Below are 19,039 nucleotides of genomic sequence, written 5' to 3'. Positions count from 1 at the left end.
GCGCATCGCCGCGATCAAACGCGGCGACGTGGAGCAGAAGATCCGACCCATAGCGCCCAGCAAACCGTGAATTGCATGCTGGACCGCTTGACTGCCGTGGGCGGCGGTTAATCAGACCATCCCTAGATGGGTGTGAACGCTCGACCAGCGAAAGTCTTCCGGTCGTATCACCATGGCGGCGCGTACCGGGTTGAGCTCGATATAGCGCATGACCGACAAAAGGTACTGTTCGGTTTGCACCAGGCACGACTTGAAACGTCCCTGCCACAACGTCCCGCAGCGGCCGTGCCGGAGGTTGAAAGCCCGAACGTAGTTCTGCCCGATCCAGCGCATGGCATGGGAGAGTGCCAACCGCGCGAGGAGCTACAGACAGGCGGGGAGGGTTGTGTGTTTGTGGCTGGGGCTTGGCGGGCTGAAGCCTACGAAGCGCGCCTGGCAAGTAGGGTGGTTCAGCCCACCGCCGGTCACGCGGCGGGCTCGTCGCTGGCATCGTACACGCTGGCCAGCACCGCCGCGGCCGCGGCGTAAAGCAGCACGGGCACATCTTCGCGCAGGCGCAGGGCTGCCAGGATGGAGGCGATCTGCGGGTCGTGGTGCAGGGGCAGGCCAAGCGCGCGGGCGCGGGCGAGCAGCAGTTCCAGGGCTTCGGGCGGCAGCGGGGTGGCCTGGGTTTCGGGGCCGGCCAGGCGCAGGGTGACGCGCCGCTGCGGGGGTGGAAGAGCGGTGCTCATGCGGTGGCCTTCAGCAGCAGGGCGCTGGATTGGCCGTGGCCTTGCGGCAGGCCGGTCTGGCAGCTCAGCTGGTCCAGTTGCAGGCCGCTGGCGGCCAGGCGTTGGCGCAGCGGGGTGAACTGGCGTTCCAGGCGTTCGGTGGTGGTGCTTCGCTCGGCCCACAAGCGCACGTTCAGGCGCAGGTCGCGCAACTGCAGTTCGCCCTGCAACGGGCCGAGCGGGGGCAGGTCGAGGGCGAAGCCGAGGGTCCACTGCTGGCTGCCGGTGTCGGGGTCCAGGCCGTGCTCGAGGTGGATCTGCAGCACGTCGCGGCCGCGCGCGCCCTGCAGCGGGATCTCGATCATCCAGGCCTGGCCGGCGGCGGCGTCGAGCTGGGCGATCTCCAGTCGCGCGAGCACTGCGTGCACGTCGCCACGCAGGCGGCCGAGCAACTGGCCGATGTCGTCCGCGGCGGGGGTGTCGGTGAAAGGCAGCGCCAGCGGCACGCGCGGCTGCGCCTGCAGGCCGCGCTGGCGCAGCGGCGGCGGCGTGTCGGCGCCGCTGGCCGGTGCGTGGGCGGGCAGGCGCGGCTGGCGGTCGAGCAGGGCGGCCAGGCGCAGCAGCACGCCCTTGAAATCTTCTTCGCCCAGCGGCATCGGGTTGCTGCGCGGCCGCGCGAGCTGGGATTCCAGGAACAGGCCGCTGCGTGCGATGGCCTCGCGCAGGCCCTCCGGGCGGGTGATGTCCTGCCGCGTGCGCACACCCTGGTCGAGCAGCGCCAGTGCGGCGCGCACGTCCGGCGGCAGCTGGCGCACGACCGGGCGCTGCGCCAGCGCGCCGAGGGTGGCCAGCAGCGGGGCGTAGCCATTCTGTTGCGGCAGGCGTTCGCGCAGGGCGCGCTGCACCAGCGGATCGGCCGCGGCGCCGGCGAGGATCTCCAGCAGCGGCGGGTTGCCCATGGCCAGCACGCGCACCTGGAACTGCGAAGGCAGCGGGATGCCGAGCGGGTCGGCTTCCACCGTGAGCGCGCCGATCTGCAGCACCATGCGGCCCTGCGAGCCCATGCCCAGCGGACGGGCGTCCAGCACGGTGCCCACGCGCCAACTCTCCGCCGTGGTGCCGGAAGCGGCACCCGCCCAGGTCATCGCGGCGAGGCTGGTGGGTTGGATGATCACGCGGGTCTCCTGCCTGCCGGCGGGACAGTCGGGTCCGGTCCGTGCAGTTGGTACAGGAATCGGCCGGTTGGGCGATAACTTGAGTGCGTGCCCCTCCCCCTGTCTGCAGGGGGAGGTTGGCAGGGGGTGGCCCCGTTCAGGGCAAAGAGCACCCCTCCCCAGCCCTCCCCTGCAAGCAGGGGAGGGGGCAGAAGGGGGCGAAGCGCGTCCATCTCCTGTGCAGGGGAGGGCGGAAGCGGCTAAAGCCATGACCGTCATCGCCGATAAAGCCCTACGCAGGGGCCCTGTACGAGCGGAGGTTGGCAATGGGCAGCAAACGAGGGCGCAACGAAAAGGCGGTCGAGATCGGCCTGCCGGCCGATTGCCGGATGGCGGCGCAGACGGCGCTGTTGGCCGAGCTGCTGGGCGCGCTGGACGCGCCGGCGACGCAGATCGACGGCAGTGCGGTGGAGCGCGTGGATACCGCGGCGCTGCAGTTGCTCACGCTGTTCCGCCGCGAGGCATTGTCGCGCGGCTGCGCGGTGAGCTGGCGGGACGCGAGCGGCACATTGTGCGAGGCGGCGGACACGCTGGGCCTGGTCAAGGCATTGGATCTGCCGGCAGCCGTGCCGGCGTAAAACTAAGAGGTTTGATGAAGATGGCAAAGATTCTTGCGGTGGACGATTCGGCTTCGATGCGCGGCATGGTGGCCTTCACCCTGCGCGGCGCGGGCCACGAGGTGACCGAGGCGGAGAACGGCCAGCTCGCGCTGGACGCGGCTTCGGCCGGCGGCTTCGACCTGGTGCTGGCCGACGTCAACATGCCGGTGATGGACGGCATCAGCATGGTGCGCGAACTGCGCACGCGCCCGGCCTACAAGGGCGTGCCGATCCTGATGCTGACCACCGAGTCGCACACGGACAAGAAGATGGAAGGCAAGGCCGCCGGCGCCACCGGCTGGCTGGTCAAGCCGTTCGACCCCGAGCAGCTGCTGGCCACGGTCAAGCGCGTGCTCGGCTGAGTACGGAGAAACACCGATGAGCAACGCCGGCCTGGCCCAGTTCCAACAAGTATTCGTCGAGGAGAGCCTGGAAGGGCTCGATACGATGGAATCCTCGCTGCTCGCGCTGGACGAGGGCGGCGACGGCGAACTGGTGCACACCATCTTCCGTGCCGCGCACTCGATCAAGGGCGGCGCGGCCACCTTCGGCTTTCCGGAGATGGCCTCCTTCACCCATGAAGCCGAATCGCTGCTGGACGAAGTGCGCGGCGGCAAGCGCGCGATCGACAAGCCGATCGTGGAGCTGCTGCTGCGCTCGGTCGACTGCCTGCGTGGCATGTTCGACCGCGCCAAGGCCGGCGAACCGCTGAACGATGCGGTGTCCGACGGCGTGCGCGGCGAACTGGCGGCCATGATGGGTCGCGCGGCCCCCGCGGAGGCGGGCCCGGCGCGCCGTGGCAGCGACCAGGCCGATGGCTGGATCATCCGCTTCCAGCCGCACGCGGGCATGCTCGCCGGCGGCAACGACCCGCTGCGGCTGATCCGCGAGCTGGCCGCGATGGGCGAACTCGCCGTCGAGGCCGACCTGTCGCGCCTGCCGTCGCTGGACAAGCTCGATCCGTCCGAATGCCACTTGGGCTGGACCATCGAGCTGAAGGCGGCGGTGAAACGCGAGGACATCGCGGCGGTGTTCGACTGGGTGGAGGACGAGTGCGACCTCGCCATCGAACCGAGGCCCAGCGCGGTGGTGACGCCCGCCGCGCCGGCCCCGGCGAACATCACCGAGGCCGCCACGGCGCGTGGCAGCCGCGAGGCGAGCCCCGAATCGAGCTCGGTGCGCGTGGCGATCGACAAGATCGACAGCATGATCAACCTGGTGGGCGAGCTGGTGATCACCCAGGCCATGCTCGACACCTTCCGCGAGGAGTTCGACCCGGCCAAGCTGCCGCTGCTGCAGCAGGGCCTGACCCAGCTCGCCCGCCATGCGCGCGAGCTGCAGGAAAGCGTGATGGGCATCCGCATGCTGCCGATCGCCTCGGTGTTCAACCGCTTCCCGCGGCTGGTCCGCGACCTCAGCCAGAAGCTCGGCAAGCAGGTGAAACTCGACCTGCACGGCGAGCAGACCGAGCTGGACAAGACCGTGCTGGAGAAGATCGGCGACCCGATGGTGCACCTGGTGCGCAACGCCATCGACCACGGCCTGGAGATGCCCGACAAACGCCGCGCCGCCGGCAAGCACGAAACCGGCACGCTCAAGCTGGATGCCTACCACCGCGGTGGCAACATCGTGGTGGAAGTGTCCGACGACGGCGCCGGCCTCAACCGCGAGGCGATCGTCGGCAAGGCGATCGAGCGCGGCCTGATCAGGAGCGGCGAGGGCCTGAGCGACGAGGCCGTGGGCGAGCTGATCTTCCAGCCCGGATTCTCCACCGCCGCCGTCACCACCGACCTCTCCGGCCGTGGCGTGGGGATGGACGTGGTTCGCCGCAACGTCTCGGATCTCGGTGGCACCGTCACCATCCGCAGCAAGCCGGGGCAGGGCAGCGTGTTCACCATCACCCTGCCGCTGACGCTGGCGATCATCGACGGCCTCACCGCCGCGGTGGGCGAGGAGCGCTACATCGTGCCGCTGATCTCGATCATCGAATCGGTGCAGCTCAAGCCCGACTCGCTCAAGACCGTGGCCGGCGGCGGCGAGCTGTTCCGCTTCCGCGGCGAGTACCTGCCGGTGCTGCGCCTGCACGAGCTATTCGGCTGCGTGGGCGCCAAGCGGGCGATCGAGGATGGCCTGATCATCGTGGTCGAAGGCGATGGCGCCCGCGTGGGCCTGTTCGTCGACGGCCTGGTCGGGCAGCAGCAGGCGGTGGTCAAGTCGCTGGAAGCCAACTACCGCCGCGTGCAGGGCGTCTCCGGCGCCACCATCCTGGCGGATGGCTCGGTGGCCCTGATCGCCGACATCGGCGGCCTGGTGCGACTGCACGGGCAGCGCAAGGCGGCGTAAGCGGCCGCGCAACGGTTCGGCGAAAGCCGGGTGGCGCTTGCTTGCCTGCCCGGTGGATAGCTCGGCTTCTCTCCCGTTAGCGGCGGGAAGCTCGGGATTGTTCGTCCGGAACCACCGCCGATAAGGCTGGCCGTAGCAGCACACCCGCGCGCCGCTACGGGCCAGTCGCGCACGGATGCGCCCTGCAAGGATCGGCCAGCGGTCATCCGCCCCTGCAAAGGGGTCGGGCCCGATGACGACTGATATTGCGCCGCGTTGGAACGCGGCGGCCGGCCCGTGCGCCGGCACCGGCAGGAGGCCACCGTCTCCACGAATTTCATTGGCAGGTTTTTTTCCATGTTGTCCCCCCTGAAACTTCTCAATCGCCTGAGCCTCGCGGCCCGGGTCTGGCTGGTCATCGCCTTCGTGGTGGCCGGGCTGCTCACGCTCACCGTGCTCTCGGCCTACGACAGCCGACGGGTGCAGATGGATGCACGCGTGCATTCGCTGCGCGACCAGGTGAGTACCGCCATTGCCGTGGCCGACAGCTACCGCGTCCGCGCCGAGGCGGGCGAGTTCACCGACGCCGAGGCACGCCGCCGCGCCCTGTCGACGATCGCCGCGATGCGCTGGAACGATGGTGCCGGCTACCTGTTCGCACTCGACTCCGGTTACGCCCTGCGCATGCATCCGATCCGCCAGGCGGACCTCGGCAAGAACGTGCATGACGAGACCGATCCGAACGGCAAGGCCATCTACCAGGCGATCGTGGCCGTCGACCGCAAGGACGGCAGCGGCGTGGTCGAATACGTCTGGCCGATGCCGCCGGCCAAGAAACTCGAAGGCAAGATCACCTATTCGCAGTGGTACAAGCCGTGGGATCTGCATTTCGCCACCGGCGCCTATTACGTCGATATCAACGCGCAGTTCCGCCAGACCCTGATCGGCAGCCTGGTGCGCGCCGGCCTGGTCGGCCTGCTGGTGATCCTGGTGGTGTGGCAGTCGATGCGCAGCATCCGCAAGAGCATCGGCGGTGAGCCGGCGCGGGCAGTCGAGCTGGTCGGCCGCATGGCCGACGGTGACCTGGCGCTCGAGGGCGCGGCCGATGCCGAGCCGGAAGCGGGCAGCCTGATGCACGCCATGCAGCGCATGCGTCACAAGCTGATCGAGGTGGTGCACGGCGTGCAGCAGGGCTCGCAGGTGGTGACCACGGCCGCTGGCCAGATCGCCCACGGCAACGACGACCTGTCCCAGCGCACGCAGGAACAGGCCTCCAGCCTGGAGGAAACCGCCGCCTCGATGGAGGAGATGACCTCCACCGTCAAGCAGAGCGCCAGCAACGCCAGCCATGCCGACCAGCTCGCCCGCAGCGCGCGGGCGCAGGCCGAGCGTGGTGGCGAAGTGGCCGGGCGCACCAGCGAGGCGATGCGCGATATCGAACAGGCCAGCCGGCAGATCACCGAGATCGTGCAGCTGATCGACGAGATCGCCTTCCAGACCAACCTGCTGGCGTTGAACGCCGCCGTGGAGGCCGCGCGGGCGGGCGACCAGGGCCGCGGTTTCGCGGTGGTCGCCACCGAGGTGCGCCACCTGGCCCAGCGTTCGGCCGGCGCGGCCAAGGAGATCAAGGGGCTGATCAGCGACAGCGTGGGCAAGGTGCAGATCGGCGCGATGCTGGTGGAGGAGTCGGGCCAGGTGCTGGCCGGCATCGTCGACAGCGTCAAGAAGGTCACCGACATCGTCGCCGAGATCGCCGCGGCCAGCCACGAGCAGTCGACCGGCATCGACCAGGTCAACCGCGCGGTGATGCAGATGGATGAGGTCACCCAGCAGAACGCCGCGCTGGTCGAGGAGGCCGCTGCCGCCGCCCGCGCCATGCAGGACCAGGCCGACTCGCTCAATCGGCAGGTACGTTACTTCCGCGTCCCCGGCGGCAACGCCACGCCTGCGCCGGTCGCCGCAGTGGCATCGGCGTCGGCCTCGGTCGCCAAGCTGCCGCGCCCGCGGGCAGCGCCGGCCCGGTCCCAGCCCGTGGCGGTCGTCGGCGGCTGGTCGGAATTCTGACCTCGCCGGCCGCCGGCTCAAGTTGAGGGGCCGGCGGCCGATCCATTGTCTGCAAGGGGCACCGCCAGGCGCCCCGATCTTCAAGAGACAAGCTCATGTCCGACAATGAAGGGAGCGAGGCGCTCCTGTCGCAATACCTGACCGTCAACCTGGCGCAGGAAGAGTACGGCATCGACATTCTGGCGGTGCGCGAGATCCGCGGCTGGACGCCGGTGACGCGCATCCCGCAATCGCCGGATTACCTGCTGGGCGTGCTCAACCTGCGCGGCGCGATCGTGCCGGTGCTGGACCTGCGCCTGCGCTTCGGCGTGGAGCGGGAGCAATACACCGCCACCACCGTGACCGTGATCGTCGCCGTGGCCGGGCGCAGCTTCGGCATCGTGGTCGATGCGGTATCCGACGTGCTGGACGCGGCCGACGCCGACGTGCGCCCGGTGCCCGACATGGGCACCACGGTGGACACCGAGTACCTCAAGGGCCTGATCGCGGTGGAGGAGCGGATGGTGCTGCTGCTCGACGTGGATCGGCTGCTGCAACTGCACGACCGGCAGCTGATGGACATGGCCGGCACCGAAGGCCGGCAAGCGGCCGCCTGACGCCGCGGCCCGTACCCCGCCGCACCACCGAACCTTGGCTTTTACCTGATGAGTGGCCCGCCCGGCGGACCGCTGGCGGCCGGCCGATGCCTGCCGCCGGGAAAAAACTGGACAACGTGCCGCCACCGTGCGGGATGATTCGACGAGGCATTTGCATGCAATCCCTGAAGCAATGGTCCCTGGCTCGCCTGAGCCTGAACGCGCGTGTCGCGCTGGTGGTCGTGGTGGTCGTCGCGGGGCTGGCAAGCCTGACCGTGATGAGCTCCTTCCAGAACCGCGCGCGGCAGATGTCAGGCCTGGAGCGGACGCTGCAAAGCGAGATCGAGGCAGCCACGACGGTTGCCACCCGGCTGCACGAGCGTGCGGCCAAGGGCGAGCTGAGCGACGCCGACGCCCGCCGCATGGCGCTGGAGCAGATCGGCAACATGCAGTGGAACGGCGGTACCGGTTACATCTTCGCCTTCGATACCGATCTGGTGATGCAGATGCATCCGCTGAAGCCGCAGCTGGTCGGCAAGAACATCAGCGACGAGACCGATTTCAAGGGCAAGCATCATTACCAGCTGATGCGCGATGCCAACCTGAAGGATGGCCACGACCTGATCCGCTACACCCAGAAAATGGGCGACGGCAGCGGCAAGGACAAGATCACCTACACGCAGCTGTTCAAGCCCTGGAATCTCAACCTCGCCGCCGGCGCGTATTTCGAGGACATCAACGCCAATTTCCGCCAGACGTTGATGTCGAATCTGGCCGAGGCCGGCCTCGTCGGCCTGCTGGTGATCCTGGTGGTGTGGCTGTCGATGCGCTCGATCCGCAAGAGCATCGGCGGCGAGCCGGATTTTGCCGTGGCCATGGCCGCACGCATCGCCGAGGGCGACCTGGCCGTGCAGGCGGGCGAGCCGCCGTTCGCCGCCGGCAGCCTGCTCGATGCGCTGGTACGGATGCGCACGCGGCTGATCGCCATCGTCGGCGAAGTGCAGCACGGCTCGCAGGCGGTGAGCATCGCCGCCCAGCAGATCGCCAAGGGCAACGACGACCTGTCCCAGCGCACGCAGGAGCAGGCCTCCAGCCTGGAAGAGACCGCCTCCTCGATGGAGGAGATGACCGCCACGGTCAAGCAAAGCGCGGACAACGCCGGCCAGGCCAGCCGGCTCGCCTCCGGCGCGCGCATCCAGGCCGAGCGCGGCGGCGAGGTGGCGGCACGCGCCAGTTCGGCGATGCGCGAGATCGAGCAGGCCAGCCGGCAGATCACCGACATCGTGCAGTTGATCGACGAGATCGCCTTCCAGACCAACCTGCTGTCGCTGAACGCGGCGGTGGAAGCGGCGCGCGCCGGCGAACAGGGCCGTGGCTTCGCGGTGGTCGCCAGCGAGGTACGCAGCCTGGCCCAGCGCAGCGCCAACGCGGCGCGCGAGATCAAGGTGCTGATCGGCGACAGCGTGGAAAAGGTGCAGGCAGGCTCGACCCTGGTGGCCGAATCGGGCCAGGCACTGGCCGGCATCATCGACAGCGTCAAGAAAGTCACCGACGTGGTGGCCGAGATCGCCGCCGCCAGCCAGGAGCAATCGGCCGGCATCGATCAGGTCAACCGCGCGGTGACGCAGATGGACGACGTCACCCAGCAGAACGCCGCGCTGGTCGAGGAGGCCTCGGCAGCCGCGCGCGCGATGCAGGAGCAGGCCGAGGCGCTCAAGCGCCAGATGCTGTTCTTCCGGCTCGGCGCCGACGTCGCCACGGTCGCGCAAGCGGCCCCGGCCGAGCCGCAACCCCGCCAGACCGCGCCGCGCCGCGAACCCCTGCGCGCCGTCGCCTCGGTGGCCGGGGCGTGGACGGAGTTCTGACTGCGCGGCGCCTAGTCTTGATCCCGGTACGCCCGCCGTGCCTTCTTTTTCGAGTGAAACCATGAAACCTGTATCCAAAGCGGCGCTGCGCCTGGCCCTGGGCCTGGCGCTGGCCGCGCCGGCGGCCCACGCCGGCGAGTTCACCTTCGGCGGCAAGATCTACGCCGACGCCAGCGTGCTGCGGCAGCACGACCACGTCACCGGCGCGCGCAGCAGCGACACCAACGTCGACCTGAAACGGCTGTACCTGGACGCCGACTACGCGTTCGATCCGGCCTGGTCGGTGCACGTGACCACCGACTTCAATTGGCTGCGCGGCGAGCGCGACCCGGACCTGTGGCTCAAGCACGCCTACCTGCAGCGCAAGTTCGGCCAGTCCGGGCAATTGCGGCTGGGCGTGGACGACATGCCGTGGATCACGCTGGGCAGCCAGTGGTACGGCTACCGCTACATCGACTCGTTGTCGACGTCGATGCAGAAGATCGACGACGCGGCGGACTGGGGCGTGCACCTGAAGGGCGAACTCGCACCGAAACTCGATTACGCGTTCGCGGTGGTGACCGGCGCCGGCTACAAGCGACCCTCGCACGGCAACCGCGCCGACGTCGAAGCGCTGCTGGCCTACCACCCCAGCGCCCATACCGTGCTCGCGCTGGGCGGCTACGACGGCCAGCGCGGTGAGGACGGCGACCGCCTGCCGCTGTACCACACCGCGCGACGCGTCGACCTGATGGCCGCCTATGCCGACGACACCTGGCGTTTTGGCGTGCGCTACGCCTATGCCAGCAACTGGAGCACCATCCACGACACCGCCAGCGAGCGCGGCCGCAGCTGGTCGACCTGGGCCAGCCTGCGCCTGGCAAAGGATTGGAGCGTCTTCGCCCGTTACGACCGCATGCAGCCGCAGCGGCTGCAGGACCCCGGCCAGCGCACCTGGTACGCCAACGCCGGCGTCGAGTGGAAACCGGCCAAGCGCGTGCGCCTGGCGCTGGTGGCCAAGCGCAACGCGGTGGAATACCACGGCCGCGAACAGCACAGCACGGATGAAGTGGGCATCTGGAGCGAAATCGCGTTCTGACGCGGACAGGTCTTCTTGCCACGCCGCCGGAGCAGGGAGCTTTCTCCCGCTACGGGCTATCGCACCCCCCGCTCCGCCCGAACCCTCACCCGCCTGTCGGCACCCTCTCCCGGAGGGAGAGGGCCCGGTTGGGTGGTTTCAGGCGGGCGCTTCGACTTCGGCGCGTTGCGCCTACGCTCAGCGCGAACGGTGTCGGGGTACCGCCGCCTGAAGCCCCTCTCCCTCCGGCAGAGGGGTTGGGGAGAGCGTTCGGTGGCGCCGATGCGCTGCGCTGCGCCCGAACCCGCGCGTCACGGTCCTCGCGCCTCAAGTTCCACGCCAGGTCGCCGACAAAGCCTTGGAACCAGATGCCCGCAGGCATCCGTCAAGGCAATCGCACATGCAAGCAGACAATCCGGGCGCCCCGCCCGCCCAGCAACTCACTTTCAGCCTCGCAGGCGAGGAATACGGCCTGGACATCCTGGCCGTGCGCGAAATCCGCGGCTGGACGCCGGTCACCCGCATCCCGCAACTGCCCGCGCATTTGCTGGGCGTGCTGAACCTGCGCGGCAGCATCGTGCCGGTGATGGACATGCGCCTTCGCTTCGGCCTCGAGCGCGACGGTTACGGCGAGGGCACGGTGGTGGTCGTGGTGGCCGTCGCCGATCGCTCCTTCGGCATCGTGGTCGACAGCGTGTCGGACGTGGTCGAACTCGACCACGGCGCGATCAAGCCGGTGCCGGACATGGGCGTCGTGGTCGATACCCGGTTCCTGCGCGGGCTGGCCGCGCACGCCGGACGACTGGTGATGCTGCTGGACGTGGAAAAACTCATGCGCCCGGAGGACGTCCAGACGCTGGAAGCGGTCCTGCCGGACATCCAGGAAATCGAAGTCGCCGCCTGACCCAGGAAACCCGATGAAGATGAACAAGCTCTTTTCCCGTCTGCCCAGGCTGCCCGGCCTGACCGTCAAGTCCAGCCTGATCGGCGTGCTCGGCCTGTTGTGCGTGATGCTGCTGGTGGGGGCCTGGATGGGCCTGGGCGGCATGGCCCGCGCCAACGAAAGCATGCGCCAGATCTACCAGGACCAGTTGGTGCCGCTGAGCCATGTGGACACCGTGGCACGCGGTTCGCTGCGCGACTTCATATCGCTGAGCGAGGCGACCTTCCACAAGGACGAAAAGTCGATCGTCAAGCAGAAGCTCGACGAGGTCAGGGAGTACCGCACCGCGAGCGAAGCCCTGATCAAGGAGCTGGACAAGGTCGCCTTCGATCCCGAGCTGAAGAAGCAGCTGCAGGCCTTCGAGCTTGCGCGCGAGGACATGCAGTCGTCGCTGGACGACGTCATGGCCGGGCTCGATGCCGCCGACGGCAGCGCCACCGAGACGCTGTATTCCAATGCGCTGCCCAACGTGGCGATCATGAGCGCGGAAATCGACAAGCTGGTCAAGATGCAGGCCGAGGCCGGCCGCCAGCGCTACGAGGCGGCGGTGGCGAGCTACGAGCGCATCCGCGTGCTGACTTTCGCCGCCCTGGCCGCCGGCATGCTGCTGGCGATCGTGATGGCGTTCCTGCTGATCCGTTCGATCATCGGTACCCTCAACAAGGCCGTGGCCGTGGCCAATGCCATCGCGCAGGGCAAGCTCGGGCACCAGATCGTGCCCCGCCGCAATGATGAGCTGGGCAAGTTGCTGGGTGCGTTCCGCAGCATGGACGATCGCCTCTCGGCAATCGTCGGCGAGGTGCGCCATGGCTCCGGCGCGGTGAGCACCGCCGCGCAGCAGATCGCCCGCGGCAACGACGACCTTTCGCAGCGCACGCAGGAACAGGCCTCGAGCCTGGAGGAAACCGCCTCCTCGATGGAGGAGATGACCTCCACCGTCAAGCAGAACGCCGAGAACGCCAGCCACGCCAACCAGTTGGCCCGCGGCGCCCGCGAGCAGGCCGAACGCGGTGGCGAAGTGGCCTCGCAGGCGGTGGTCGCGATGAAGGAGATCAACGCTTCCAGCCGCAAGATCGCCGAGATCGTCAGCCTGATCGACGAGATCGCCTTCCAGACCAACCTGCTGTCGCTGAACGCGGCGGTGGAGGCGGCGCGCGCCGGCGAACAGGGCCGCGGCTTCGCGGTGGTCGCCACCGAGGTGCGCAACCTGGCGCAGCGCTCGGCCGGTGCGGCCAAGGAGATCAAGGGCCTGATCAACGACAGCGCCGAGAAGGTCAAGGCCGGCTCCGAGCTGGTCGACCAGTCCGGCAAGGCCTTGTCCGAGATCGTCGACAGCGTCAAGAAGGTCACCGACATCGTGGCCGAGATCGCCGCGGCCAGCCAGGAGCAGTCCGCCGGCATCGACCAGGTCAACAACGCCGTGTCGCAGATGGACGAAATGACCCAGCAGAACGCCGCGCTGGTGGAGGAGGCCGCCGCCGCCGCCCGCGCCATGCAGGAGCAGTCCGGCGAACTGGCCCGCCAGGTGGCGTTCTTCCAGCTCGATGGCGATGACGCCGCGGCCGCCGGGCCCGCCGCCGAGAAGGTGGTGGCCGAGGCCGAGGCGGTGTTCGCCGCAGTACGCAACACGCCGGTGCGTGCGGTGCGCGCGACCGCGCCGGTCGCCACCGTGGCCGATGCGGGCGCCTGGAAGGAGTTCTGAAGCGATGAACGCGGTCGCCAGCCATGACCAGACGATGGCCGGCCTCGCCGGCCCCGCGCTCGGCGACGGCGAATTCCAGTTCCTGCGCGCGTTTGTCTACGAACAGTGCGGCATCGCGCTCAGCGAACAGAAGCGCCAGCTGGTGCAGGGACGCCTGGTGCGCCGCCTGCGCGCGCTGGGCATGAAGGATTTCGGCGCCTATTGCCAGTTGCTGCGCACCGATCCGGACAGCGAGCTGGGCGAGCTGGCCAGCGCGATCAGCACCAACGTCACCGCGTTTTTCCGCGAGGTGCACCACTTCGAGGTGCTGGTCGAGGAGATGCTGCCGCGCTGGCTGGAGCAGAAGCGCCGCGAGGGCGACCGCCTGCGGATCTGGTCCGCCGGCTGCTCCAGCGGCGAGGAGCCGTACTCGCTGGCGATGGTGCTGGCCGAGGCGCTGGAGCGTTGCGGCCGCAACATCGACGCGAAGATCCTCGCCACCGACCTGTCGCCGGCGGCGCTGGCCGCGGCGCAGAAGGGCGTCTATCCGGTCGAACGGATGGAGGGTGTCAGCGCCGAGCGTCGCCGGCGCTGGTTCCTGCGCGGCGAGGGCGAGTACGCCGGCCTGGCCTGCGTGCATCCGAAGCTGCGCGAGCTGGTCAGCATCCTGCCGCTGAACCTGTTGCACGAATGGCCGATGCAGGGACCGTTCGATGCGATCTTCTGCCGCAACGTGGTGATTTATTTCGACCAGCCGACCAAGCAGAAGCTGTTCCGCCGCTTCGCCCGGCTGCTGCCCGCGGGCGGTCCGCTGTTCCTCGGGCATTCCGAATCCATGCACGGTCTTTCCGACGAGTTCGAACTGGTCGGCCGCACCATCTACCGGAAGAAGACCGCATGACCCAGCTTGCCGCGAGCCTGCCGCTGGGGCAGGCCATCGCGCCGGCCCTGCCCGGTTTCGAGCACCTGCGCCGGTTCTGGGATCCCACCCACCAGTGCGTTACGGCCAAGGTCCTGCCCGGCGAGTTCTACGTGAGCACGCAGGAGGAAATGATCTCCACCGTGCTGGGCTCGTGCATCGCCGCATGCATCCGCGACAAGCGCCGGCGGATCGGCGGCATGAACCACTTCATGCTGCCCGAACCGGTGGGCGAGCGCGACGCCTGGTCGGCCGCGGTCGGCCGGGCGGCGCGCTACGGCTCCGATGCGATGGAGCAGTTGATCAACGCGATCCTCAAGGCCGGCGGGCAGCGCGACGACCTGGAAGTGAAGGTCTTCGGCGGCGGCCGTGTGCTGGCCCAGATGACCGACGTGGGCCGGCGCAACATCGAGTTCGTACAGCGCTACCTCACCACCGAGCGGCTTGCGGTGGCCGCGTCCGACCTGGGCGACGTGTACCCGCGCCAGGTCCAGTTCTTCCCGGCCAGCGGCAAGGCGCGCGTGCGCCAGCTGCGTGGCACGCGCGATGCGCATCTGGTGGACGGCGAGCGGTTCTACCTCAAGCGTTTGGCCAACGATCCGATAAAGGGAGAGGTGGAGTTGTTCTAGGAGTACGGGCGAGGGAAGGGGACGAGGGACGAGCAGATGGCTCGAACCGGCGCCTCGCTACCGGTCCCGCACCCCTCAACCCCACTCCCCGCGAGACAGAGAAATAGGCAATGACAAGCGTGCGTGTCCTGGTAGTCGACGATTCCGCTCTGGTGCGCAAGCTCCTGTCGTCCATGCTCGCCTCCGATCCGCAGATCGAAGTGGTGGGCACCGCGGCCGACCCGCTGATCGCGCGCGACAAGATCAAGCAGCTGGATCCCGACGTGCTGACGCTCGACGTCGAGATGCCGCGCATGGACGGGCTCACCTTCCTGGAAAACCTGATGCGGCTGCGGCCGATGCCGGTGGTGATGGTGTCCTCGCTGACCGAGCAGGGCGCCGACGTGACCCTGCGCGCGCTGGAACTGGGCGCGGTGGATTTCTTCACCAAGCCGTCCAGCGACCTGGCCGGCACCTTCGCCGCCAGCGCGCAGGACATCTGCGCCAAGGTCAAGGCCGCCGCGCGCGCCAGGCCGCGCGCCCGCACTGCCGTGCGCAAACTGGACGTGGCGCCGCGCCTGTCCGCCGATGCCGTGCTGCCGCTGTCGCAGTCGGCCGGCACGCGCGGCGGCAGCCCGATCATCGCCATCGGCGCCTCCACCGGCGGCACCGAGGCGATCCGCGTGGTGCTCGAGGCGATGCCGCCGGACGCGCCGCCGATCGTCATCACTCAGCACATCCCGGCCGCCTTCAGCGGCCCGTTCGCCACGCGCATGGACCACTGCTCGGCGATGCGCGTGTGCGAGGCGCGCGATGGCCAGCCGATCCAGCCCGGCCACGCCTACATCGCCCCTGGCGGCCAACACCTGCTGGTGATGTGGGACGGCGCCAAGCACGTCTGCCGCCTGCACGACGGTCCGCCGGTGAACCGCCACAAACCGAGCGTCGACGTGCTGTTCCGCTCGATGGCCGCCAGCGTCGGCAAAGCCACCGTGGCCGCGTTGCTCACCGGCATGGGCGACGACGGCGCCCGCGGCCTGCTGGAGCTGTCCCAGGCCGGCGCCGCCACGCTGGTGCAGGACGAGGACAGTTCGGTGGTGTGGGGCATGCCCGGCGCCGCCTGGAAGCTGGGCGCCGCGCGCGAGGCACTGCCGCTGGACCAGATCGCCGCGCGCCTGCTCAAGCTCGCCCGCCAACCCCTCGACAGCGCACCGCGCGTCGCCGCCCTTTGAATCGCGGAAGCATTCCATGAACGCCATCCTTTCCTTCTTCCACACCCGGCACCTGATCGGCATCCCGGCCAGCGCGGCCGCGCTGCTGGTCAGCCTGTTGTGGCATCCGGCCTGGCTCGCCCCCGTGCTGGTCATCGCGCTGGCCGCGGCGTGGATCGTGGAGGCCCGCCGCACCGCGGCGCAGGCCGCCGCCGAACCGCCCATCGAGATCGACAGCACCCCGGTGCGCGAGGCGCTCGAGGACGTGCGCAGCGCGGTGGTCGACGAGCTCGGCCACGCCACCCGCGAACTGCACCAGGGCCTGGACCTGCTGCGCGATGCCGTGCTGGAGCTGGGCGGCGGCTTCGACGGCCTGTCGCAGAAGACCGGCCTGCAGCAGTCGCTGCTCAAGCAGATCATCGACGCGCAGAACGGCGGCGTGTCGGTACAGGATTTCGCCGCGCGCACCGGCGACCTGCTGGAGCACTTCGTCGGCATGATCGTGCAGATGTCGCGCGAAAGCCTGCGCATCGTCTACCGCATCGACGGCATGGCCAAGGAAATGGACGCGGTGTTCGGCCTGCTGAAGAACGTCAACACTATCGCCGAGGAAACCAACCTGCTGGCGCTGAACGCCTCGATCGAGGCGGCGCGCGCGGGTGAATCGGGCCGCGGCTTCGCGGTGGTCGCCGGCGAGATCCGCAACCTGGCGAGCAATTCCAACCAGTTCAACGAACAGATCGGCAGCCACGTCGAGCGCGCCCGCACGGCGATGGAGCAGTTGCGCGGCCTGGTCGGCACCATGGCCTCGCAGGACCTGAACGTCGCGCTGTCGGCCAAGGGTGGCATCGACGCGATGATGGCCCACGTTACCGAGTCCGACGCGCGCACCAGCGCGGTGGCCGACCAGGTGGTCGAGATCAACCGCGGGCTGGGTTCGGACGTTTCCACCACTATCCGTTCGCTGCAGTTCGAGGACATCCTGAGCCAGTTGCTGCAGCAGACCCGCACGCGCCTGGTCGAACTTCAGGAAGTCACCGCCGATTGCACCCGCGACATCGAAGAGCTGGCCTGCAGCCGGATCGACGCCGAGGCACTGGAAGCCCGCGCCCAGCGCGTGCGCGCCCGCCTGGCGGTGCAGCGCGAAAAGGCCCGCCTGCGCTCGCGCGGCCCCGCGCTGCAGAGCTCGATGGACGCCGGCGAGATCGAACTCTTCTGAAGCACACCTTTTTCTGGATCACGCCATGACCATCAACGTCCACCACGACAGCGACAACGATTGCCTGACCTTGCACCTGGGCGAGCATTTCGACTTCAGCATGCATCGGGATTTCCACGACGCCTGCCTGCTTTCCGGCGTCAAGGCGCGCAGCTATGTGATCGACCTGGGCGAGGTCACCCGCATGGACAGCTCCGCACTGGGCATGCTGCTGCTGCTGCGCGAGCATGCCGGCGCCGATCGCGCCGAGATCCGCATCGTCAACGCCCGCGACGAACTTCGCGGCACGCTGCGCGTGGCCGGTTTCGACAAGCTGTTCGTGCTGCACTGAGCCCAACCTGGGCTCCCGGGAGAGCGAGCTGCCTTCGTAGGGTGGGCTTCAGCCCATCTTCCCCGCCCTGCGCCGATCTGGCGGGCCGAAGCCCGCCGGGTCCGGCGACTCAACCGATCTTCCGCGCAATCCCGTAGAACACCAGATTGCCCAGTCCCGTCGCAATGGCCAGCACGGCCACCAGCCCGGGCGTGAGTTCCTGCCAGCCGAACATCTGGATCAGGCCCAGGCCGATCCCCAACGCCACCAGCACCACGCCCCAGTGCAGCGACGCATGCCGCCGGCGCAGCTCATCGCCCTGCAATACCGAACGGACGAGCTCCTCGGAGCCGCCGACGGCAACCATCTGCCGGCGTACCCGCGCGTCGACGACCGCCTTGATGGCGTAGGCGATGCAGATGAACAGCGTGATCGGGATGAAGATTTCGAAATTCACGGCCTGACTCCTGTGGTGGATGGGTTCGGCACAAGAGAGACCGCCAGCGGCCGCCCGGTTGCGCCCGCGGCACTTGCAACCGTTCGACCCGAGCGCGTATCCCAGTGGCGATGGATGAGCGTCTACCCAACCCGGACAGCGAGCTGGTCGATGCCGTGCTGCGCGGCGCGCCTGGCGCGTTCGAGCGGCTGGTGCGCGACTACCAGGGGCTGTGCTGGCACATCGTCTACCGCATGGTGCGCCACCCGGAGGACGCGCGGGAGCTGTGCCAGGAGACATTCCTGCGCGTGCACCAGTGCCTGCACCAGTACCGCCACGAGAGCGCGCTGAAATCCTGGATCGGCCAGGTGGCCTACTCGATCGCGCTGCGCCACCTGCAGCGCAAGCGCATTCCCCTGTACGAACCGGCGGGCGACGAGGACATGCCCTCGCCGCTGGAGAACCTGGGCGACGATTTCGACCTGGAGCAGGCCTTCGGCGACGCCCAGGTGGCGCGCCGCCTGCATGACGCCATCGACGCGCTGCCGCCGGTGCAGCGCGCCGTGCTCACGCTCTACCATCTGGAGGAGGCCAGCATTCCGGAGATCGCCACGATCACCGGCATGGCCTCCGGCACCATCAAGAGTCACCTGTTCCGCGCACGCCTGCGCCTTCGTGCCGTACTGGAAGGCCGGCTGGGAGTTGCCGTATGAACCACGATCCCCGTTTTCCCTCGCCCGATGACGAGGCGCGCGAGTGGCACGCGCAGGAGCGCGCGTTCGCCGAGGAACGCGCCGGCCTGGCATCCGCGCAGAGCGATCCGCGGCTGCGCAGCTACCGCCTGATGGCCCACGTGCTGGCCCAATCGCCACCGGAGCAGTTGCCGCCGGATTTCGCGCGGCAGATGGCGCGGCGGGTGCAGCGCGCAAAGCCGATCGACACCCGGCTGGAGCGCCGCCTGCTCGCATTGCTGGTCACGACGATGGCGGTGGCCGGGCTGGCGGCGATCGTGGTTTACGGCGCCCGATGGCTGCCCGCGCTCGATCTGCACCTGGTCGGCGCGGTGCTGGCCACGCCCTGGGCCTGGGCCCTTGCGGCCTGCCTGGGGCTGTCCCGCCTGTCCCGTCACTGGCTGCACCACGACCAGCCAGCCTGATCCACCCCGCTGCGACCGCGTCCCTGTAGATACTCTGTTACCGGTCAACCCCTAGCGAGGTGGCAGGCGCTGAACAACTTGGTGGGATCGAAGGTCTCGCCGCGTTGCATGCAGGCCCACAGACCGGTGAGGTACTTGCGCATGACTGCG

General features: G+C 68.9%; 19 protein-coding genes and 1 pseudogene. 16 read left to right on the top strand and 4 right to left on the bottom strand.

The window, feature by feature from the left end:
* Positions 1-120 precede the first annotated feature (120 nt).
* From OSC30_RS16365 to fliK, 3 genes and pseudogenes are all read right to left on the bottom strand, one after another.
* A pseudogene (locus tag OSC30_RS16365) lies at positions 121-348 on the bottom strand (transposase); the annotation flags it as partial.
* A gap of 116 nt (positions 349-464) precedes the next feature.
* Positions 465-731 (bottom strand): flagellar biosynthesis protein, encoded by a 267-nt coding sequence (locus OSC30_RS16360; RefSeq protein WP_267172917.1) that lies wholly within the window; start codon positions 729-731, stop codon positions 465-467.
* Complete coding sequence (gene fliK / locus OSC30_RS16355) at positions 728-1,885, bottom strand: flagellar hook-length control protein FliK (RefSeq protein WP_267172916.1); 1,158 nt, start codon at positions 1,883-1,885, stop codon at positions 728-730. Before fliK ends, OSC30_RS16360 begins: the two co-directional genes overlap by 4 nt.
* 305 nt (positions 1,886-2,190) lie before the next feature.
* Here fliK and OSC30_RS16350 point away from each other — a divergent pair, with 305 nt between their 5' ends.
* The 14 genes from OSC30_RS16350 (at position 2,191) to OSC30_RS16285 (ending at position 17,318) form a co-directional block, all read left to right on the top strand.
* Entirely contained in the window at positions 2,191-2,502 is a 312-nt protein-coding gene (locus OSC30_RS16350) for an STAS domain-containing protein (RefSeq protein ID WP_267172915.1), read from the top strand.
* Between the two features lie 20 nt (positions 2,503-2,522).
* On the top strand, positions 2,523-2,885 hold the full coding sequence (locus OSC30_RS16345; RefSeq protein ID WP_267172914.1) for a response regulator: 363 nt from the start codon (positions 2,523-2,525) through the stop codon (positions 2,883-2,885).
* A 16-nt stretch (positions 2,886-2,901) separates the two neighbouring features.
* The gene (locus tag OSC30_RS16340; protein ID WP_267172913.1) at positions 2,902-4,866 is read left to right on the top strand and encodes a chemotaxis protein CheA; all 1,965 of its coding nucleotides are present in this window, start codon (positions 2,902-2,904) and stop codon (positions 4,864-4,866) included.
* A gap of 336 nt (positions 4,867-5,202) precedes the next feature.
* The gene (locus tag OSC30_RS16335; protein WP_267172912.1) at positions 5,203-6,909 is read left to right on the top strand and encodes a methyl-accepting chemotaxis protein; all 1,707 of its coding nucleotides are present in this window, start codon (positions 5,203-5,205) and stop codon (positions 6,907-6,909) included.
* Between the two features lie 95 nt (positions 6,910-7,004).
* Positions 7,005-7,505 (top strand): chemotaxis protein CheW, encoded by a 501-nt coding sequence (locus OSC30_RS16330; RefSeq protein WP_267172911.1) that lies wholly within the window; start codon positions 7,005-7,007, stop codon positions 7,503-7,505.
* Positions 7,506-7,660: 155 nt separating this feature from the next.
* Complete coding sequence (locus OSC30_RS16325; protein ID WP_267172910.1) at positions 7,661-9,349, top strand: methyl-accepting chemotaxis protein; 1,689 nt, start codon at positions 7,661-7,663, stop codon at positions 9,347-9,349.
* A 61-nt stretch (positions 9,350-9,410) separates the two neighbouring features.
* Positions 9,411-10,427, top strand: coding sequence for a TonB-dependent receptor (locus OSC30_RS16320; RefSeq protein ID WP_267172909.1), 1,017 nt, complete (start codon positions 9,411-9,413; stop codon positions 10,425-10,427).
* 379 nt (positions 10,428-10,806) lie between these two features.
* Positions 10,807-11,310, top strand: a complete 504-nt coding sequence (locus OSC30_RS16315) for a chemotaxis protein CheW (protein ID WP_267172908.1) — start codon at positions 10,807-10,809, stop codon at positions 11,308-11,310.
* A 13-nt stretch (positions 11,311-11,323) separates the two neighbouring features.
* Positions 11,324-13,051 carry a methyl-accepting chemotaxis protein gene (locus OSC30_RS16310; RefSeq protein ID WP_267172907.1) on the top strand — a complete coding sequence of 576 codons (1,728 nt, stop codon included), beginning with the start codon at positions 11,324-11,326 and terminating at the stop codon, positions 13,049-13,051.
* Positions 13,052-13,055: 4 nt separating this feature from the next.
* Positions 13,056-13,931, top strand: a complete 876-nt coding sequence (locus OSC30_RS16305) for a CheR family methyltransferase (RefSeq protein WP_267172906.1) — start codon at positions 13,056-13,058, stop codon at positions 13,929-13,931.
* A complete protein-coding gene (gene cheD / locus OSC30_RS16300; RefSeq protein WP_267172905.1) occupies positions 13,928-14,578 on the top strand; it encodes a chemoreceptor glutamine deamidase CheD in 651 nt (216 codons plus the stop codon). Before OSC30_RS16305 ends, cheD begins: the two co-directional genes overlap by 4 nt.
* Positions 14,579-14,688: 110 nt before the next feature.
* Positions 14,689-15,789: a protein-glutamate methylesterase/protein-glutamine glutaminase gene (locus tag OSC30_RS16295; RefSeq protein WP_267172904.1), complete on the top strand. Its 1,101-nt coding sequence runs from the start codon at positions 14,689-14,691 to the stop codon at positions 15,787-15,789.
* A 16-nt stretch (positions 15,790-15,805) separates the two neighbouring features.
* Positions 15,806-16,987, top strand: coding sequence for a methyl-accepting chemotaxis protein (locus OSC30_RS16290; protein ID WP_267172903.1), 1,182 nt, complete (start codon positions 15,806-15,808; stop codon positions 16,985-16,987).
* Positions 16,988-17,018: 31 nt separating this feature from the next.
* Positions 17,019-17,318, top strand: coding sequence for an STAS domain-containing protein (locus OSC30_RS16285; RefSeq protein WP_323374226.1), 300 nt, complete (start codon positions 17,019-17,021; stop codon positions 17,316-17,318).
* Between the two features lie 109 nt (positions 17,319-17,427).
* Here OSC30_RS16285 and OSC30_RS16280 read toward each other — a convergent pair whose 3' ends face one another.
* Positions 17,428-17,754, bottom strand: coding sequence for a DUF6249 domain-containing protein (locus tag OSC30_RS16280; RefSeq protein WP_267172901.1), 327 nt, complete (start codon positions 17,752-17,754; stop codon positions 17,428-17,430).
* Between the two features lie 110 nt (positions 17,755-17,864).
* Here OSC30_RS16280 and OSC30_RS16275 point away from each other — a divergent pair, with 110 nt between their 5' ends.
* Complete coding sequence (locus OSC30_RS16275) at positions 17,865-18,446, top strand: RNA polymerase sigma factor (RefSeq protein WP_267172900.1); 582 nt, start codon at positions 17,865-17,867, stop codon at positions 18,444-18,446.
* Complete coding sequence (locus OSC30_RS16270) at positions 18,443-18,889, top strand: hypothetical protein (RefSeq protein ID WP_267172899.1); 447 nt, start codon at positions 18,443-18,445, stop codon at positions 18,887-18,889. Before OSC30_RS16275 ends, OSC30_RS16270 begins: the two co-directional genes overlap by 4 nt.
* Positions 18,890-19,039 lie beyond the last annotated feature (150 nt).

Source organism: Frateuria hangzhouensis (assembly GCF_026410505.1).
GTDB lineage: Bacteria > Pseudomonadota > Gammaproteobacteria > Xanthomonadales > Rhodanobacteraceae > Frateuria_A > Frateuria_A hangzhouensis.
This window is presented reverse-complemented; position numbering and strand designations above follow the sequence as displayed.

Coding starts and splice junctions, on each gene's coding strand:
- OSC30_RS16270 (WP_267172899.1), top strand. CDS start 18,443: ATGAACCACGATCCCCGTTTTCCCTCGCCCGATGACGAGGCGCGCGAG.
- OSC30_RS16325 (WP_267172910.1), top strand. CDS start 7,661: ATGCAATCCCTGAAGCAATGGTCCCTGGCTCGCCTGAGCCTGAACGCG.
- cheD (WP_267172905.1), top strand. CDS start 13,928: ATGACCCAGCTTGCCGCGAGCCTGCCGCTGGGGCAGGCCATCGCGCCG.
- OSC30_RS16335 (WP_267172912.1), top strand. CDS start 5,203: ATGTTGTCCCCCCTGAAACTTCTCAATCGCCTGAGCCTCGCGGCCCGG.
- OSC30_RS16290 (WP_267172903.1), top strand. CDS start 15,806: ATGAACGCCATCCTTTCCTTCTTCCACACCCGGCACCTGATCGGCATC.
- OSC30_RS16295 (WP_267172904.1), top strand. CDS start 14,689: ATGACAAGCGTGCGTGTCCTGGTAGTCGACGATTCCGCTCTGGTGCGC.
- OSC30_RS16310 (WP_267172907.1), top strand. CDS start 11,324: ATGAAGATGAACAAGCTCTTTTCCCGTCTGCCCAGGCTGCCCGGCCTG.
- OSC30_RS16345 (WP_267172914.1), top strand. CDS start 2,523: ATGGCAAAGATTCTTGCGGTGGACGATTCGGCTTCGATGCGCGGCATG.
- OSC30_RS16320 (WP_267172909.1), top strand. CDS start 9,411: ATGAAACCTGTATCCAAAGCGGCGCTGCGCCTGGCCCTGGGCCTGGCG.
- OSC30_RS16350 (WP_267172915.1), top strand. CDS start 2,191: ATGGGCAGCAAACGAGGGCGCAACGAAAAGGCGGTCGAGATCGGCCTG.
- OSC30_RS16315 (WP_267172908.1), top strand. CDS start 10,807: ATGCAAGCAGACAATCCGGGCGCCCCGCCCGCCCAGCAACTCACTTTC.
- OSC30_RS16305 (WP_267172906.1), top strand. CDS start 13,056: ATGAACGCGGTCGCCAGCCATGACCAGACGATGGCCGGCCTCGCCGGC.
- OSC30_RS16360 (WP_267172917.1), bottom strand. CDS start 731: ATGAGCACCGCTCTTCCACCCCCGCAGCGGCGCGTCACCCTGCGCCTG.
- OSC30_RS16330 (WP_267172911.1), top strand. CDS start 7,005: ATGTCCGACAATGAAGGGAGCGAGGCGCTCCTGTCGCAATACCTGACC.
- OSC30_RS16275 (WP_267172900.1), top strand. CDS start 17,865: ATGGATGAGCGTCTACCCAACCCGGACAGCGAGCTGGTCGATGCCGTG.
- OSC30_RS16340 (WP_267172913.1), top strand. CDS start 2,902: ATGAGCAACGCCGGCCTGGCCCAGTTCCAACAAGTATTCGTCGAGGAG.